Here is a 15,827-nt window from a genome sequence, read left to right as displayed (position 1 = left end):
ACATGCGACATGCGTGTCGCCATGGCGCGTTCCGTGTCAGCGGCCGAGCGACCACCAGCCCTTGCGCTTGGGCTTGTCCTCGGAAGGCGCCTCCGCGCTGGCCGTGGCATCGGCCGGCACCGCGGCCTCGGCTGCGACGGTCTCGGCCTTGGCCTCCGGTGCAGCCTCCGTCTCCTCGAGCGCGGGCTCGGGCGCGGGCTTTGGCGCTGCCTTCTTGCGCGTCCGCCTGGGCTTTGCCGCGGGCTTCTTCGCCTCTTCTTCAGGCTGGGCCTCGCTAGCGGCCTCCGACGGCGCCTCGGCTTCGGGGGCTGCGTCCTTTGCGGGCTCGGCCTTGGCTTCGGCATCCGCCTTCTTGGTGGTGCGTGGCTTCCGCGTGCTGGAGCGCCGCGTCCGCTTTTTCGGCGCGTCTTCCGTCGCGGTGGCCTCTGCCGTCGCGTCGGCCTCGGCGTCTGCCTTTGCCTCTGCTGGCGCCTCTGCCGCCACGGGCTCGGCTTCTGCGGGCTCCGCCGGGGCGTCGGGCGCGGGTGCATCCTCCGCTTGCTGCGCTGCCGCGTCCTCGGTCGTTTCGGACTGCTGCTGCTCATCACCGTTCTGGCTGGAGCCGCTGCCGCCGCGACGCCGCCGCCGGCGGCGGCGCTTCTTCTTCGGCGGCTGCTCGCCCTCTTCGGGGGTGGGCGCTTCCACCTCGGCAGTGGCCTCTTCTTCGTCCCAGTCTTCCATCAACGACGCGTCGCCCGTGATGACCGGGGCCTCCGCCACCGCGCGGGTCGCCGTCTTGAACTTCTCCACCGCGTAGTCGGGGCTGACCATGTGCGGGTCGGCCTCGATACGCACTGACATCCCGTGCCGAGCCTCGATCTGGGCCACGTATTCACGCTTCTGGTTGATCAGGAAGTTGGCGATCTTCACAGGCGCCCGCACGAGCACTTCCTTCGTCCGGCGCCGCGTGCCCTCTTCCTCCAGCTGGCGCAGGATAGTGAGACCCATGCTGTCGTCCGAGCGGATGAGGCCCGTGCCGTGGCAATGCGGACAGGGCTGCGTGGAGGCCTCGAGCATCCCCGGGCGCAGGCGCTGGCGGCTCATTTCCATGAGGCCGAAGCCCGAGATGCGGCCCACCTGGATGCGCGCGCGGTCGGTCTTGAGCTTGTCCTTCATGACCTTCTCGACCTTCGCGTTGTTGCGGCGGTCTTCCATGTCGATGAAGTCGATGACGATGAGGCCCGCGAGATCGCGGAGCCGGAGCTGACGCGCGACCTCCTCGGCGGCCTCCATGTTGGTCTTGAGGGCCGTGTCCTCGATGGAGCCTTCCTTGGTGGCCTTGCCGGAGTTCACGTCGATCGCGACGAGCGCCTCCGTGATCCCGATGACGATGTAGCCGCCGGAGCGGAGCTGCACCGTCGGGTTGAACATCCCGTCGAGATAGCTTTCCACTTGGTGGCGCGCGAAGAGCGGCAGCCCGTCATGGTAGTGTTTCACGTTCTTGGCGTGGGACGGCATGATCATCTTCATGAAGTCCTTGGCCGTGCGGTAGCCGGCTTCGCCCTCCACGATGACCTCGTCGATCTCCTTGCCGTAGAGATCCCGGATGGAGCGCTTGATGAGGTCGCCTTCCTCGTAGATCTTGGCCGGTGCCGTCGATTGCAGCGTGAGCTCCCGGATCTGCTCCCAGAGGCGCTGCAGGTACTCGTAGTCCCGCTTGATCTCCGTCTTCGTGCGCTTTGCGCCCGCGGTGCGGACGATGAGGCCCGCGCCATCGGGGACCTCGATGGAAGTGGCGATCTCCTTGAGCTTCTTGCGGTCGGCGGCGTTGGTGATCTTGCGGCTGATGCCGCCGCCACGGGCGGTGTTGGGCATGAGCACGCAGTAGCGGCCAGCGAGCGAGAGGTACGTGGTGAGCGCCGCGCCCTTGTTGCCGCGCTCTTCCTTGACGACCTGCACCAGCAGGATCTGGCGGACCTTCACGACTTCCTGGATCTTGTAGCGGCGCGGGCGGGGCTTGCGCACCGGACGCACCTCTTCGGCATCGTCCTCCTGAGCCACGCTTTCGATGCTGTCGTCTTTTTCGGAGGCGTCCGCGGCCTCCGCATCGTCGCTCTCGTCGGACGTTTCATCCGCGTCGTCAGCGGCGCCACCATCCTCGTCTTCGTCGTCGCTGGCGGGCGTATCGACCGGTGTCTCTCCCACGAGCTCCATGGGCGAGGAGCCTTCTTCATCCTCGACGTCGATCGTCTCCATACCGGAGATATCGCCGCTTTCGGTCTCGGCCGTGGTGACGGCGTCCTCGTCGGCGGCCTCCGAGGCTTTCGGCTTGCGCCGCGAGCGGGTCCGGCGCTTCGGCTCTTCGGCCTCTTCATCCTTCTTGCGCTGCGCCTCGGCATAGGCGCGCTCTTCGGCGAGGAGCGCCTCCCGATCGGCGACCGGGATCTGGTAGTAATCCGGGTGGATTTCCGAGAAGGCGAGGAAGCCGTGGCGGTTGCCGCCGTAATCGACAAAGGCCGCCTGGAGCGAGGGCTCCACGCGGGTCACTTTGGCGAGGTAGATGTTACCGGCTAGCTGGCGCTTGTTCTGGCTTTCGAAGTCGAACTCGTCGACCTTGTTTCCGTCGACCACCACGACGCGGGTCTCTTCCGCGTGGGTGGCATCGATGAGCATTTTCTTTCCCATAGTGCCTTACTGCATCCGCGCGCGCCGGGGGGACCCGAAGCTCTCGTGTCGAGGGGTGGGGCCTGGTGGCCGCGGGAATGTCTGGTGGGAGCGATGGTACATGCCGCTTGGCGCCCCGAGGCCCTCGGGCCGGGGGGTGCTGCAAGCTGGGTCCGCCTGTTGGCGGTGTTTGGTTCGGCGCGAACCATCGCGTTTCGTCTCCGACGCCGCCTTGGGGATGGCGGCGCCCATTCATGACCGGGGCGCGTGGCCCCGGAGGTCTCGACCCCCGCCTGGGGCAGGGTCGTCTTGTGACCGGTGTCGCGTCCGGCCCGTTGGCCGTGACCTGCGTCGCCGGAAAATCCCTAGAGAGGCGCGATGCACGCACCCCTCGGACCAGCATATCGGTACCGGTCGTCCAATGGCAATCTTATTTCCGGCCCGCGCGCGCCGCGGCCTAGGCCGCGCGGACCGGCAGCAGGCCGAGAAGGGCCGCACCCTCTGCGAGCGTGCGCGCCGTGCGCTGCCCGAGGGCGGGCAGGGGGCGGTCGGGCGGACGAAGGTCTGGGATCTGCACGGCCTGGCAACCCGCGCCCATGGCCGCGGTGATGCCCACGTCACTGTCCTCGAACGCGCCGCAGTCCCGTGGATCCAGCCCGAGGCGCGCGGCGCCCGTCCGGTAGGGCTCCGGGTCGGGCTTCATCGCGGTGACGTCTTCGGCCGTCACGACACTCTGGAAGAACTGGCCGAGCCCCGTGGCCGCAAGGTTGTGCTCCGCGTGCCGGCGAATGGAGGAGGTCACAACGACGAGGGGGAAGCGCGCGTGAAGCGCGCTCACCGTGTCCCAGGCCGTGGGCCTGAGGGGCACGCCCTTGGCCACACGCGCCTCGAACGCGTCGACCCAGTCGCGGCGCACGACCTGCGGGTCGGCCTCCGGCAATTCGCGGGCCAGCGCGGCGTGGTTGGCTTCCGCATTGCCGCCGATCATGAAAAGAAACGCGTGCCGCGCCTTGGCCTCGGGGATGCCCATGGGCGCGGTCGCGTCCACGAAGGCGTCCTGCCCGAGGCGCTCTGTGTCGAGGAGGAGGCCGTCCATGTCGAACAGCACGCCTTTGATGTCAGCCAAGATAATCCGATCTCTGAAGGCCGTACTTGGCCATCTTCTCGTTCAGTGTCCGTCTCGGCAGACATAGCTCGTCCATCACCGAGGCAATGGAGCCCTTGTGGCGGCGCATGGTGTTGTCGATGAGCATGCGCTCGAAGGCTTCGACATATTCCTTGAGCGGCTTGCCCTCGGTCGTCATCACCGGGCGCTCCTGCTCGGCATCCGTCATCAGGAGCGACGCGATGGTGCCGGAGCCGCGGCGGTTTTGCAGGACGGCGCGCTCGGCCACGTTGATGAGCTGGCGCACATTGCCGGGCCATGGCGCCTGCAGGAGCTGCGCGGCCTCCTGCGCGGTGACCTCTGGCGCGTCGCATCCGTATTCCTCCGCGAAATCGTCGGAGAGGCGGGTGAAGAGCATGAGGATATCTTCGCCCCGCTGGCGCAGGGGGGGCACGGTGATCCGCAGCGCGGCGAGACGGTAAAAGAGATCCGCGCGCAGCACGTCCTCGCAGCTCTTACCCTGCTCCTGCAGGTTCGAGATGGCGATGATGCGGGTCTCCGCGGGCGTCCCTTGCGCGTCGATCGCGGCGAGGAGGCGGGTCTGCAGCGCGGGGCTCAGCGCCTCGATATCCTCCAGCACGAGTGTCCCGCCCCGGGCCGCCTCCATGAGCGGCTGCGCGCCCGCGTCGTCAGCCGGGCCAAAGAGCATCTTGGCCACTGTCTCCTCGTCCTGCGCGGCGCAGGATACGAGGATGAACTTCTTGGAGGCCCGGCTGCCCACGGCGTGAAGCGCATGGGCCACAAGCGTCTTGCCGGTGCCGGTCTCGCCGTCGATGAGGACATGCCCGTCGGCCTGGCCGAGATCGAGGATGTCCTCCTTGAGCCGCTCCATGACCGGGCTCGCGCCGATGAGCTTCTTCATGAGCGCGCCGCCATCTGAAAGCTCCTTGCGGAGCGCGCGGCTGTCGAGCGTCATGCGGCGCCTCTGGGTGGCGCGCTTGGCGAGTTCGGTCATCCGGTCGGGGTTGAATGGCTTCTCGAGGAAATCGAACGCCCCCACGCGCATGGCTTCCACCGCCATGGGCACATCCCCGTGGCCAGTGATCATGATCACCGGCAGCGCGCTGTCCACGCCCATGAGGCGCTTGAGGAACTGCATGCCGTCCATGCCCGGCATGCGGATATCGCTGACCACGACGCCGGGGTAGTCGGGGCCGAGCTTGCGGAGCGCATCCTCCGCCGTGGCGTAGGTCTCGGTGTCAAATCCGCTGAGCGCCAGCCACTGGCTGATCGACTGTCGCATGTCTTGTTCGTCGTCGACGATGGCGATCTTCATCGCTTGAGCCATCCTATTCCGCGGCCTCCGTGCTCTGCCTCGCGCTCACGGCGTCCTCGCGAAGGAGGGGGAGCGTGAGCATGAAGACGGCGCCGCCGGACTCTGCGTTCCGGGCAGTGAGCCGCCCGCCCAAGTCGTTGACGATGGATGACGAGATCGCAAGCCCCAGCCCCACGCCGTCGCCCGCGGCCTTGGTGGTGTAGAAGGGCTCGAAAAGGGCCTCGAGGTCCTCGATGCCCGAGCCGTTGTCGCGCACGGTGAGCACCACGTCCTCCCCTGCGGCGAGCAGGATATCGAGGGCGGGCTCGGAGGTGCCTTTCATGGCGTCGAGGGCGTTGCGGATGAGGTTGATGATGACCTGCTCGAGACGGATGCGATCGCCCAGAAGGTAGACCGCCTCGGTGGGCACGGTTTTCGTCACGCGCACGTTCTGACGGCGCAATTGCGGCTCCATCATCTCGAGCGCGGCGCTCACGGAAGCCTTTATTTCAATGGGCTCAAAGGCTTCGGAGCCCTTCCGCGCGTAGGACTTGAGCTGCCGCGTGATCGCGCCCATGCGCGTAATGAGATCGTCGATCCGCTGGAACGAACTCAGCGCCTCCTCGGGGCGCTTTCGCTGGAGGAGGAGCTTGGCTCCGGCGAGGTAGGTCTTCATGGCCGCGAGCGGCTGGTTCAGTTCGTGGCTGACGCTCGCCGACATCTCCCCCATGGCCGCGAGTTTTGAGCTCTGGGCGAGGGTTTGTTCGGCCACTTCGAGGCTCTTCTCCGCCTTCTGGCGCTCGGCGATTTCCCGCTGCAGCCGCTGGTTCAACTGGCGGAGTTCTGCCGCATCGCGCTGGAAGAAGCGCAGCCGGACCGTCGTGCGCCGGTTCAAGAAATAGAACGCCGCCGCGAGGAGGATCGCGAATCCCATGATCTCGAGGGCGAGCACCGTGTTCACCCGCTGCCGCACGCTCGCGTAGGTCGTGAAGCTCGTCATGCTCCATCCCTGGAACGGCACCCGGATTTCCTGCCGCATGACCGCGCGGCCGCGGATATAGGCGTCGATCGGGAGCGCGGTCCAATCGGAGGTGGCGCGCAGCGCCCGTTCGATGGAGGTGGGCACGTCGCGCACCTCGAGCGCCTCAGTCTCCGTGAGCCCGCGCCAGCTGTTGTCCGTCGTCAGGATGATCGTGCCTTCGTCGTTGGTGACGAGCACGGCGTCGGCGATGGCGGCCCAGGAGCGCTCGAACTTCCGCAGGTCCATTTCCACCACGATCACGCCGAGCGCCTCGGGACCGATGGAGATGCGCCGAGAATAGGTGAAGTCTATGGGCTCTCCCTCCGGGGCGTTGCCCGTGAAGACCGTGTCCTCGGCTTGCAGGCCCTCGGTGAAGAAGGGATAAGCACTCAAATCCTCGCCGAGGCGCCCGCGGTCGGAGGCGGCCACGACGCGGCCCTCGCTATCCAAAAGGAGGATCCCTCGGAGATTGGTCTCCTCGGCGAAGCTCAGGAGCCGCTGGGAGGTCTGCTGGAAGTCGCCTGAGTTGAGTGCGCCGATGAGCGCGGGGTCGCGCGCCAGGAATTGCGGCACGATCTGCGCGCGCTGGACCTCGCTTGTCAGGTTGCCGGAGTAAAGGGCGAGGCGCAGCTGGGCCCGCTGGCGGGTGCTCTCCGTGAATCGCTCGGTCAGCAGGATGTTGGTGACATAAATGACCGCCGCGGCAAGCAGCACGAGCACGCCGAGCGCGATGCGCATGTTCCAGTCGCGTTGACGCCTATGCGATAGCTCTTCGGCCATGGCGCAAAGCTACGCCGCCACGAGCGCCTCTGCCAGTGATTTAAAGAGCGCGGCACCGTCCGTGAGGCCGACGGCCGGGTCGGCGGCGCGTTCCGGATGGGGCATCATGCCGAGGACCCGCCGGTTCTCGCTGAGAACGCCCGCGATATCGTCGATGGCACCGTTGGGCGTCGCGGCGTAGCGAAACGCCACGCGAGCCTCCGTCTTGAGCGCGGCGAGGCCGGCCTCGTCGATCCGGTAATTGCCCTCGTGGTGCGCCACAGGGATGTCGATCTCCGCGCCCGCGCCATAGGCGGAGGTGAAGGCGCTCTCGGCGGTTTCCACCCGGAGCGTCACCGTCTTGCAGATGAACTTCGTGGTTGCGTTCTGCACGAGGGCGCCGGGCAGGATGCGCGTTTCCGTCAGGACCTGGAACCCGTTGCACACGCCGAGCGCATAGCCGCCCCGATCCACGTGGGCGCGGAGCTCGCGGCAAATGGGAGACTGGGCCGCGATCGCGCCGCAGCGCAGGTAATCGCCAAAGGAAAACCCGCCCGGCACAGCCACGAGATCGAGCCCGCCGGGCAGCGCGCTCTCCTTGTGCCAGACCATGGTGACATCTGCGCCCGCGGCACGCAGGGCCACGGCCATGTCGCGGTCGCAGTTCGATCCGGGGAAAACGAGGACCGCCGCTTTCAAGGCGCGATCTCGACGCGGTAGCTTTCGATGACCGTGTTGGCGAGAAGCTTCTCGCACATCTCGGTGACCTCTGCTTCGGTGGTCCCCTCGGCGAGATCGAGCTCGATCACCTTGCCCTGGCGCACGCCTTCCACCCCGGCGAACCCCATGGAGCCCAGAGCGGACTTGATCGCCTCGCCCTGCGGATCGAGCACCCCGGTCTTCAGTGAAACGGTTACAACGGCGCGCATGGCGTCCCCTTTTTGATCGTCGCGGGCCCCGGAAGGCCCTTGGAAGGCTCCCTGAAGGTCCTCGGAAGGCTCAGTTCACAAGCGTGGGCTTGGTCATCGGCATCGCGTTGGCCGGCAAGACGCCGAGCCGCTTGGCGACCTCGGTATAGGCGTCCGTGAGCGAGCCGAGATCGCGTCGGAAGACGTCCTTGTCGAGCTTTTCGCCGGTTTCCATGTCCCAGAGGCGGCAGCTGTCGGGGCTGATCTCGTCGGCCACGATGAGGCGCTGGAAATCACCTTCCCAGACCCGGCCGATCTCGATCTTGAAGTCCGCGAGGCGGATGCCCACGCCGTACATGACGCCGGACATGAAGTCGTTGACGCGGAGCGCGAGCGCGACCATGTCGTCGAGGTCCTGCTGGGAGGCCCAGCCGAAGGCAATGATGTGCTCCTCGGCCACGAGCGGATCGCCCAGCGCATCGTCCTTGAGGCAGAATTCGATGATCGGGCGGGGCAGGGCGCTGCCTTCCTCGAGCCCGAGCCGCTTGGAGAGACTGCCGGCCGCATAATTGCGGACAATCACTTCGAGCGGGATGATCTCTGCGGCGCGCACCATCTGCTCGCGCATGTTCAGGCGCTTCAGGAAATGCGTGGGCACGCCCACGCTGTTGAGCCCGGTCATGAAATACTCGCTGAGCCGGTTGTTGAGCACGCCCTTGCCCTCGATCACTGCTGATTTCTCGGCATTGAAGGCGGTGGCATCGTCCTTGAAGTACTGGACGATGGTGCCCGGTTCGGGGCCTTCGTAGAGGATCTTGGCCTTGCCTTCGTAGATCTTCTTCCGACGTGCCATGGGCCACTCCAACGGGTAATCAGCGCCCGGTGCGGCGCTTCAGGGGCTCATATGTCATGGGCTGGGTTGCGGCAAGGGCCGTCAAGGTCTTGGCAAAGCGCTCTCGAGCCTTGATATGTGGCAGAAAGGCAATCACGAGGAGGTCCGGCCGATGTCCAGCTTTGACGAGCGCGCCGATGCATTCGAAAACAAGTTCGCCCACGACGCGCAGATGCAATTCAAGGCCGAGGCGCGGCGCAACAAGCTCCTGGGGCTTTGGGCTGCAGAGCTCATGGGGAAATCCGGCGACGAGGCACAGGCCTACGCCATGGAAGTGGTGAAGTCCGACTTCGAGGAGGCCGGGGACGAGGACGTCTATCGCAAGGTCTCCGGTGATCTGGGCGAGAAGGCCGAGGAGACGGTGATCCGCGCCAAGATGGCCGAGCTTCTCGTGGAAGCGAAGGCACAGCTCGTGGCGGAACTGTAGGCCAGCTCATAATTTACATGACGGTTATGAATTTGCTTTGACTGCACGGTCAGGGCAGAGGGGAGGGGCTCGCATCCGCGGGCCCTTTTTTATGTCGGAGGCTCCATGACGCCCGGTTCGCGCAAACTCACCGATCTCATCGCGGCGCAGGGCTGGGTCCTGGCGGACGGCGCCACGGGTACGAACCTCTTCAACATGGGGCTCGAGAGCGGCGACGCGCCCGAGCTCTGGAACGAGACCGAGCCCGCGAAGATCACCGCGCTCTACCAGGGCGCCGTGCATGGCGGCTCCGACCTTTTCCTGACCAACAGCTTCGGCGGCAACGCGTCCCGCCTGAAGCTGCACGGCGCAGCCCACCGCGCCCGGGAGCTCTCGCGCATCTCGGCGGAGATCGCGCGGGAGGTGGCCGACCGGGCCGGGCGGCCTGTGATCGTGGCAGGCTCCGTGGGCCCCACCGGAGAGATCATGGCCCCCATGGGCAGCCTCACGCACGAGCTGGCTGCCGAGATGTTCCACGAACAGGCGGAAGGCCTGAAGGAGGGCGGGGCGGATGTGCTCTGGCTCGAGACGATCTCGGCGGCGGAGGAATTCAAGGCTGCCGCAGAAGGCTTTGCCCGGGCCGGGATGGCGTGGTGCGGCACGATGAGTTTCGACACCGCCGGCCGCACGATGATGGGCCTGACCGCGCCCGAGCTCGCGCGCCTCGTGGAGCGCCTCCCCAACCCGCCCATCGCTTTCGGTGCCAATTGCGGCGTGGGAGCCTCGGACCTGCTGCGCACCGTGCTCGGCTTTCGGAAGGACGCCAAGCGGCCGATCATCGCGAAGGGCAATGCGGGCATCCCGAAATACCACGATGGCCATATCCACTATGACGGAACGCCGGAGCTCATGGCGGATTACGCCGCTCTCGCGCGGGACGCAGGGGCGACGATCATCGGCGGGTGCTGTGGCACGACGCCTGAGCATCTGCGCCTGATGCGCGCAGCGCTTGAGAGCCGCCCCAAGGGCCCGGAGCCCGCGCTGGAGCAGATCACGGCGGCGCTCGGCGGCTTTTCGAGCGCGAGCGACGGCACCGAAGCCGGCAAGCGCCCCGAGCGTGTCCGCCGTGGGCGCCGCCGCAGCGCTACCCTTTCCTGACGTAGAAGGTCAGCACCGCGCCGTCTTCGGACTGCGCCAGAAGCTCGTGCCCCGCCTCCGTGCAAAAGTGAGGCACATCCACGAGCGCCGCCGGATCATCGGCCTGCACGCGCAGCACTTGCCCGGAGGACAGCGGCTCCAGACGCTTCCGCGCCTTCAGCACGGGCAGGGGGCAAATCAGGCCGATCGCGTCGAGGTCTGCATCGAAATCCATGCCGCGGAGGTAGGGGGCGCTGTTACAAAGGTCCACAGACATGTGAGACCCCGTATCGACGCACCCCCGTGACATTGGGGGCCGCGCAACTCTATGTCAGGGGCATGTTCGGCTTCGATCTCCTCGACGCGGCCCTTTTGCCTGCGCTCGCCATCGCGCTTTTCGGCGGGCTGATTTCGTTTGCCAGCCCCTGCGTGCTCCCCATCGTGCCGCCCTACATCGCCTATATGTCCGGCGTTTCCGTGGGCGATATGTCCGAGACGCGGGACGCGCGGCGCAAGGCACTTCTGGCGGCGGCTTTCTTCGTGCTGGGCCTGTCGACGGTCTTCCTGCTCCTCGGCTTCACGGCCTCGGCGCTGGGGCGGTTCTTCCTGCAGGGGCAGGACTGGTTTGTCGTTGGCGCAGGCGTCGTTGTCATGATCTTCGGCGCGCATTTCCTCGGGGTGATCCGCATCGGCTTTCTCGACAAGGAAATGCGCATGGACGCGGGCGACCGGGGCGGCTCCGCCTTCGGAGCCTACATCCTCGGGTTGGCCTTCGCCTTCGGCTGGACCCCGTGCCTCGGTCCGATCCTCGGCGCGATCCTGTCGCTTGCGGCGACCGAAGCCGATGCCACGCGGGGCACGGTCCTCCTCGGCGTCTACGCTCTGGGCCTCGGCGTGCCGTTCATCCTCGTGGCGGCATTCTTTCCGTCGATGACGGGCGTGATGGCGTGGATGAAGCGGCACATGGCGCGTATCGAGCGGACCATGGGGCTCCTCCTCTGGACAGTGGGCCTCATGATGGTCACCGGCCAGTTCACCGATTTCTCCTGGTGGCTTCTCGAGCAATTCCCGGCGCTCGGCGCCATCGGCTAGGGCCGGATCTACTTACTTTTGCCGTTTTCTGACGCTACGCTCCGCGCCGAGGAGGGTCAGGAGATGACGCGTCAGGTTTCACGTCGCCGGGTGTTCTACATCCCGGGCTATGACCCGATCCATCCGCGCCGCTACCGCGAGCTCTATCGCAAGGAAGGGGCCGAGCAGGCGCGGATCAGCGGCTACGAAATCTCGCTTGCGCCCAAGAAAGGCGACGGCGCCTATGGCTGGCACGTGGAGGGCGCCATCGAGGGCGGCCGGACCGCCGCCGATATCGACGTGCTCGTCTGGTCAGACATCGTGCGCGGCTCCATGGAGACGGGGATCGCGGGGACCTACCTGCAGCTCGTGCGGACGGCCTGGGTCTATATCGCCTCGGGCGCGTTGCGCCGGCTCATGTGGCTCCGCAAGGGGCCGGTGATCGCGGCGCTCTATCCCATCGTGATGCTGCTCGTGCAGCTCCTCGCCGCCTGTCTCCTCGCGCTTCTGGCGGGCCGGATCCTCGGCCTCATCCATCCTTGGCTGAGCACCCTGGCCATCGGCGTGATCCCGGCGGTACTCGTCTGGTTTCGCCGGAAGGACAACAAGATCTTCGCCTACTATCTCATGCATGACTACGCCTACTCGGCGCAGCATGGCGGGGCCAATCCGCCGCAGCTCGAGCAGAGGATGTCGGAGTTTGGCGATGTGATCGCCCGCGCGCTGACCGACGATGTCGACGAGGTCTTGGTCGTGGGCCATTCCTCTGGCGCGCATCTCGGCGTGTCGATCCTCGCCGATCTCATTCGGCAGGGCCGGGTGCCCGCGAATGGCCCGGCGCTCGGCTTTCTCACGCTGGGGCAGGTCGTCCCCATGGTCTCCTTCCTGCCCGGTGCGCACCGGCTGCGCGCCGATCTGCAATATCTGAGCGCGCGCGATGAACTGGCCTGGGTGGATGTCACCGCGCCCGGGGATGGCTGTGCCTTCGCGCTCTGCGATCCCGTGGCCGTGAGCGGCGTTGCCCCGGCCGACAAGAAATGGCCCCTCGTCTTCTCGGCGGCCTTCACGCAGACCCTGAGCCCGGAGCGCTGGGCCGCGTTGAAGCGGCGCTATTTCCGGCTGCATTTCCAATATCTCTGTGCCTTCGACCGGCCGAAGGACTACGACTATTTCAAGATCACCGCGGGCCCGCTCACGCTGGGCGCGCGCTATGCAGATCGGAAACCCTCTAAGAGCCGGATCGACGTGCCCGCCTCCAAGTTCACCTCCGTGGCGGCATGATCCCACCGAAGCCCGCCTCGCGCGAAGGGGATGTCTCGCTCCGCCGCTACGTGCGGCTCTTTCGCGAGGATATCCTGAGTGCGCAGCCCGCGCGGCTCTACCGGGCGTGGATGGCGGAATTTCGGACGCCGTTTTTCCGGAGCTTTCTCGTCAACCAGCCGGAGCTCGTGCGCCGAGTGCTGCGCGAGAGCCCGCGTGACTTCCCGAAATCGACCCGGGTGAGCGAGGGGCTCAGGCCGCTTCTCGGGAATTCCGTCTTCCTGACGAACGGCGCGGTATGGGAGCGGCAGCGCCGCATCATCGACCCGGCCTTCGAGGGCGGACGCCTGCGGGAGACCTATCCGGCCATGTGGGCGGCCTCAGAGGCCATGGTCGCCCGTCTCTCCCCGGGCAGGCTTGAGGTGGAGGAGATGGCGAGCTTCGCGGCGGCCGATGTCATCTTCCGCACGCTTTTCTCCCTGCCCATCGAGGATGAGATCGCCGCCCGGGTCTTTCAGGAATTCCGGGCCTACCAACGCACGCAGCCCGTGGTGAATGTCGCGGCCTTCGTGCCGCTGCCGCGCTGGATGCCACGGCTCTTCCGGCGGCGGACGCGGGCCTCGGCCAAGGCAATCCGGGCGCTTATCGGCACGCTCTGCGCGCGCCGCATGGCGGAAATCGAGGCCGGGACGGCGCCGGACGATCTCGCCACGAAGATCATGACGACGGAGGACCCGGAGACGGGGGAGCGCTTCTCCACCGCCGAGATGGTCGATCAGGTCGCGATCTTCTTTCTCGCCGGGCACGAGACCTCCGCCTCGGCCCTCGGATGGGCGCTCTATCTGCTGGCGACGCATCCGGACTGGCAGGAGCGCGTGGCCGTGGAGGCGCGAGAGGCGCTGAAGACCGGCGATTTCGCGGAGGTCTCGGATTTGCGCATCGCGCGCGATGTCTTTCGCGAGGCGCTGCGGCTCTATCCGCCCGTGCCCATGATGGTCCGCGAGGCATCCTGCCCGCACCGGTTCCGCGACCGGGCCGTGCCACGCGGCAGCCAGATCGTGCTGAGTCCCTGGCATCTCCACCGCCATGAGCGGCTCTGGGACAATCCGGACGGCTTCGACCCCGCGCGCTGGACGACCGAGAACGGGAAGACCTGCCAGCGGGACGCGTTCATCCCCTTTTCTGCCGGGCCGCGCGTCTGCACGGGGGCGGGCTTTGCCATGGTCGAGGGACCGCTCCTTCTCGCGCAGGCGGTGCGCGCCTACCGTTTCGAGCCGACCGACGAGGTGCCCGCACCCGTGGCGCATCTCACCGTTCGCGCGAAGGACGGGATCTGGCTCAAGGCGCGGCCGCGCTCAGGCTAGGCGCGCCTTGAGCGTCCGCAGCACGTAAAGCCGGATCGCGCAGGCCAGCCCCATCTCGAGACCGCGTTCCTCGTCGATCTCGGCCGCGAGGACGTTGATGGGCTTTCCTTCATCGGCGGCGATGGCGCGGAACTCGGCCCAGAATTCATCCTCCAGCGATACGCTCGTCCGGTGACCCCGCAGGGTGAGTGACCGTTTCTTGGGGCGTCCGGGCATCTGGCTCAAGCCCTCGCGCGGGGCGCGCGCGGAGAGCCCTGTCGGCTGTTCGGGTCGCCCCGGGTCAATGCTGCGATACTCATCTCGCGGTCCTCGTTACACATACGTACGAGCCGAGGAGTAAATCATCCGCGCGCGACTTCCTAGCTTCGGCTGCTCAACTCTTGGGCGGGTCCTCTCGCTTGACCCCATCGAGGCGGGCGATCTGCCGCGTGTTCTCGGCGCGCTCGGCGTCTATCTGCGCCTTCGTGCGTCCGAACTTCACCGCGTTCTCGTCGGCGGTCTGTCGCTTCCGAGCCTTGGCGCGCGCCTTCTTCGCCTTGTTGAAATTGACGACCGTCACTTGGGCCCGATCATCTTTTCGGGGCGCACGACCTCCTCGAAGCGCTCGGGCGTCACGAAGCCGAGGCCCACGGCCTCTTCCTTGAGCGTCGTGCCGTTCTTGTGCGCGGTCTTGGCGACGGTCGTGGCGTTGTCATAGCCGATCTCGGGGGCGAGCGCGGTCACGAGCATCAGGCTTTCCTGCATGATCTTGGCGATGCGCTGCTCGTTGGCCTTGATCCCCACCACGCAGTTGTCGGTGAAGGCCTGCGCCGCGTCGCCCAGAAGCTGCATGGATTGGAGCACGTTGTAGGCCATCATGGGCTTGTAGACGTTGAGCTCGAAATGGCCCTGGGAGCCTGCGAAGCCCACGGCGGCATCGTTGCCGATGACATGCGCGCAGACCTGCGTGAGCGCCTCGCATTGCGTCGGGTTCACCTTGCCCGGCATGATCGACGATCCCGGCTCGTTCTCCGGCAGCATGAGTTCACCGAGGCCACAGCGGGGGCCGGAGCCCAGAAGACGGATGTCGTTGGCGATCTTGAAGAGCGCGGAGGCCGCGGCCTTCAGCGCGCCGGACATGGCTACCATGGCGTCATGGCCCGCGAGCGCCTCGAACTTGTTCGGCGCCGTCACGAAGGGAAGCCCCGTGATATCTGCCATGTGGGAGGCGACCGTCTCGCCCCAGCCCGCCGGCGTATTGAGCCCCGTGCCCACGGCCGTGCCGCCCTGCGCGAGCTCGTAGATGTCAGGCAGCGCCGCCTCCACCCGCTCGATCGACTTGGCCACCTGGTGCGCGTAGCCGGAGAATTCCTGCGCGAGGGTGAGCGGCGTAGCATCCATCGTATGGGTGCGGCCGATCTTGATGATGCCCTCGAACTCCGCGACCTTCGCCGCGAGCGCGGCGTGGAGCGAGCGCAAGCCGGGCAGCGTCACATCCCGCGCCGTCATCGCCGTGGCGATATGCATGGCGGTGGGGAAGGTGTCGTTCGACGACTGCCCCATGTTGCAGTGATCGTTGGGGTGAACGGGGCTCTTCGAGCCGATCTCGCCGCCGAGGATCTCGATGGCGCGGTTCGAGATGACCTCGTTCGCGTTCATGTTCGACTGCGTGCCCGAGCCCGTCTGCCAGACAACGAGGGGAAAGTGATCGTCGAGCTTGCCGTCCACCACCTCGCGGGCGGCCTGCTGCATCGCCTCGCCGATCCCGTCGAGCTTGCCGGCTTCGGTATTGGCCCGCGCGCAGGCTTCCTTGATGACGCCGAGGGCGCGCACGATGGCCACCGGCTGCTTCTCCCAGCCGATGGGAAAGTTCATCAGCGAGCGCTGCGTCTGCGCGCCCCAGTAGCGCGTGGCATCGACCTCGAGGGGGCCAAAGCTGTCGGTCTCGGTGCGGGTCGTCGTCATGG

General features: G+C 66.8%; 16 protein-coding genes. 5 read left to right on the top strand and 11 right to left on the bottom strand.

Features of this window, described 5'->3' with window-relative positions; genetic code table 11:
* Positions 1-36 precede the first annotated feature (36 nt).
* The 7 genes from AAFM92_06770 to purC all read right to left on the bottom strand — a co-directional run bounded on the left by AAFM92_06770 (position 37) and on the right by purC (position 8,604).
* Positions 37-2,664 carry an Rne/Rng family ribonuclease gene (locus AAFM92_06770; GenBank protein ID MEL7300069.1) on the bottom strand — a complete coding sequence of 876 codons (2,628 nt, stop codon included), beginning with the start codon at positions 2,662-2,664 and terminating at the stop codon, positions 37-39.
* A gap of 436 nt (positions 2,665-3,100) precedes the next feature.
* Positions 3,101-3,769, bottom strand: coding sequence for an HAD family phosphatase (locus AAFM92_06765; protein MEL7300068.1), 669 nt, complete (start codon positions 3,767-3,769; stop codon positions 3,101-3,103).
* The gene (locus AAFM92_06760; protein ID MEL7300067.1) at positions 3,762-5,096 is read right to left on the bottom strand and encodes a sigma-54 dependent transcriptional regulator; all 1,335 of its coding nucleotides are present in this window, start codon (positions 5,094-5,096) and stop codon (positions 3,762-3,764) included. The genes AAFM92_06765 and AAFM92_06760 overlap by 8 nt, the downstream gene beginning before the upstream one ends.
* Position 5,097: 1 nt before the next feature.
* Complete coding sequence (locus AAFM92_06755; GenBank protein MEL7300066.1) at positions 5,098-6,864, bottom strand: ATP-binding protein; 1,767 nt, start codon at positions 6,862-6,864, stop codon at positions 5,098-5,100.
* A gap of 9 nt (positions 6,865-6,873) precedes the next feature.
* A complete protein-coding gene (gene purQ, locus AAFM92_06750) occupies positions 6,874-7,542 on the bottom strand; it encodes a phosphoribosylformylglycinamidine synthase subunit PurQ (GenBank protein MEL7300065.1) in 669 nt (222 codons plus the stop codon).
* On the bottom strand, positions 7,539-7,772 hold the full coding sequence (purS, locus tag AAFM92_06745) for a phosphoribosylformylglycinamidine synthase subunit PurS (GenBank protein MEL7300064.1): 234 nt from the start codon (positions 7,770-7,772) through the stop codon (positions 7,539-7,541). Before purS ends, purQ begins: the two co-directional genes overlap by 4 nt.
* A 70-nt stretch (positions 7,773-7,842) precedes the next feature.
* Complete coding sequence (purC, locus tag AAFM92_06740; protein ID MEL7300063.1) at positions 7,843-8,604, bottom strand: phosphoribosylaminoimidazolesuccinocarboxamide synthase; 762 nt, start codon at positions 8,602-8,604, stop codon at positions 7,843-7,845.
* 151 nt (positions 8,605-8,755) lie between these two features.
* On the opposite strand from purC, the gene AAFM92_06735 reads away from it, so the two are divergent.
* Together AAFM92_06735 and bmt are read left to right on the top strand one after the other, a co-directional pair.
* Positions 8,756-9,070, top strand: coding sequence for a DUF1476 domain-containing protein (locus AAFM92_06735; GenBank protein ID MEL7300062.1), 315 nt, complete (start codon positions 8,756-8,758; stop codon positions 9,068-9,070).
* A 105-nt stretch (positions 9,071-9,175) separates the two neighbouring features.
* Positions 9,176-10,207 carry a betaine--homocysteine S-methyltransferase gene (gene bmt / locus AAFM92_06730; GenBank protein MEL7300061.1) on the top strand — a complete coding sequence of 344 codons (1,032 nt, stop codon included), beginning with the start codon at positions 9,176-9,178 and terminating at the stop codon, positions 10,205-10,207.
* Here bmt and AAFM92_06725 read toward each other — a convergent pair.
* Positions 10,194-10,421: a sulfurtransferase TusA family protein gene (locus AAFM92_06725; GenBank protein MEL7300060.1), complete on the bottom strand. Its 228-nt coding sequence runs from the start codon at positions 10,419-10,421 to the stop codon at positions 10,194-10,196. The two genes, bmt and AAFM92_06725, sit on opposite strands and share 14 nt — an antisense overlap.
* Before the next feature lie 104 nt (positions 10,422-10,525).
* Here AAFM92_06725 and AAFM92_06720 point away from each other — a divergent pair, with 104 nt between their 5' ends.
* The 3 genes from AAFM92_06720 (at position 10,526) to AAFM92_06710 (ending at position 13,881) form a co-directional block, all read left to right on the top strand.
* On the top strand, positions 10,526-11,278 hold the full coding sequence (locus tag AAFM92_06720; protein MEL7300059.1) for a cytochrome c biogenesis protein CcdA: 753 nt from the start codon (positions 10,526-10,528) through the stop codon (positions 11,276-11,278).
* A 63-nt stretch (positions 11,279-11,341) separates the two neighbouring features.
* On the top strand, positions 11,342-12,538 hold the full coding sequence (locus tag AAFM92_06715; protein MEL7300058.1) for a hypothetical protein: 1,197 nt from the start codon (positions 11,342-11,344) through the stop codon (positions 12,536-12,538).
* Positions 12,535-13,881 (top strand): cytochrome P450, encoded by a 1,347-nt coding sequence (locus AAFM92_06710; protein MEL7300057.1) that lies wholly within the window; start codon positions 12,535-12,537, stop codon positions 13,879-13,881. Before AAFM92_06715 ends, AAFM92_06710 begins: the two co-directional genes overlap by 4 nt.
* Here AAFM92_06710 and AAFM92_06705 read toward each other — a convergent pair.
* The 3 genes from AAFM92_06705 to fumC form a co-directional block, all read right to left on the bottom strand.
* On the bottom strand, positions 13,873-14,097 hold the full coding sequence (locus tag AAFM92_06705; GenBank protein ID MEL7300056.1) for a ribbon-helix-helix domain-containing protein: 225 nt from the start codon (positions 14,095-14,097) through the stop codon (positions 13,873-13,875). The genes AAFM92_06710 and AAFM92_06705 overlap by 9 nt on opposite strands.
* Positions 14,098-14,254: 157 nt before the next feature.
* Positions 14,255-14,440, bottom strand: coding sequence for a DUF4169 family protein (locus AAFM92_06700; protein ID MEL7300055.1), 186 nt, complete (start codon positions 14,438-14,440; stop codon positions 14,255-14,257).
* On the bottom strand, positions 14,437-15,825 hold the full coding sequence (gene fumC / locus AAFM92_06695; protein MEL7300054.1) for a class II fumarate hydratase: 1,389 nt from the start codon (positions 15,823-15,825) through the stop codon (positions 14,437-14,439). The genes AAFM92_06700 and fumC overlap by 4 nt, the downstream gene beginning before the upstream one ends.
* Between the last annotated feature and the right edge of the window lie 2 nt (positions 15,826-15,827).

The organism is Pseudomonadota bacterium (assembly GCA_038533575.1).
Classification (GTDB): domain Bacteria; phylum Pseudomonadota; class Alphaproteobacteria; order Rhodobacterales; family Rhodobacteraceae; genus Shimia_B.
This window is presented reverse-complemented; position numbering and strand designations above follow the sequence as displayed.

Coding starts and splice junctions, on each gene's coding strand:
- AAFM92_06770 (MEL7300069.1), bottom strand. CDS start 2,664: ATGGGAAAGAAAATGCTCATCGATGCCACCCACGCGGAAGAGACCCGC.
- AAFM92_06760 (MEL7300067.1), bottom strand. CDS start 5,096: ATGGCTCAAGCGATGAAGATCGCCATCGTCGACGACGAACAAGACATG.
- AAFM92_06755 (MEL7300066.1), bottom strand. CDS start 6,864: ATGGCCGAAGAGCTATCGCATAGGCGTCAACGCGACTGGAACATGCGC.
- purS (MEL7300064.1), bottom strand. CDS start 7,772: ATGCGCGCCGTTGTAACCGTTTCACTGAAGACCGGGGTGCTCGATCCG.
- purC (MEL7300063.1), bottom strand. CDS start 8,604: ATGGCACGTCGGAAGAAGATCTACGAAGGCAAGGCCAAGATCCTCTAC.
- AAFM92_06735 (MEL7300062.1), top strand. CDS start 8,756: ATGTCCAGCTTTGACGAGCGCGCCGATGCATTCGAAAACAAGTTCGCC.
- bmt (MEL7300061.1), top strand. CDS start 9,176: ATGACGCCCGGTTCGCGCAAACTCACCGATCTCATCGCGGCGCAGGGC.
- AAFM92_06725 (MEL7300060.1), bottom strand. CDS start 10,421: ATGGATTTCGATGCAGACCTCGACGCGATCGGCCTGATTTGCCCCCTG.
- AAFM92_06720 (MEL7300059.1), top strand. CDS start 10,526: ATGTTCGGCTTCGATCTCCTCGACGCGGCCCTTTTGCCTGCGCTCGCC.
- AAFM92_06715 (MEL7300058.1), top strand. CDS start 11,342: ATGACGCGTCAGGTTTCACGTCGCCGGGTGTTCTACATCCCGGGCTAT.
- AAFM92_06710 (MEL7300057.1), top strand. CDS start 12,535: ATGATCCCACCGAAGCCCGCCTCGCGCGAAGGGGATGTCTCGCTCCGC.
- AAFM92_06705 (MEL7300056.1), bottom strand. CDS start 14,097: ATGCCCGGACGCCCCAAGAAACGGTCACTCACCCTGCGGGGTCACCGG.
- fumC (MEL7300054.1), bottom strand. CDS start 15,825: ATGACGACGACCCGCACCGAGACCGACAGCTTTGGCCCCCTCGAGGTC.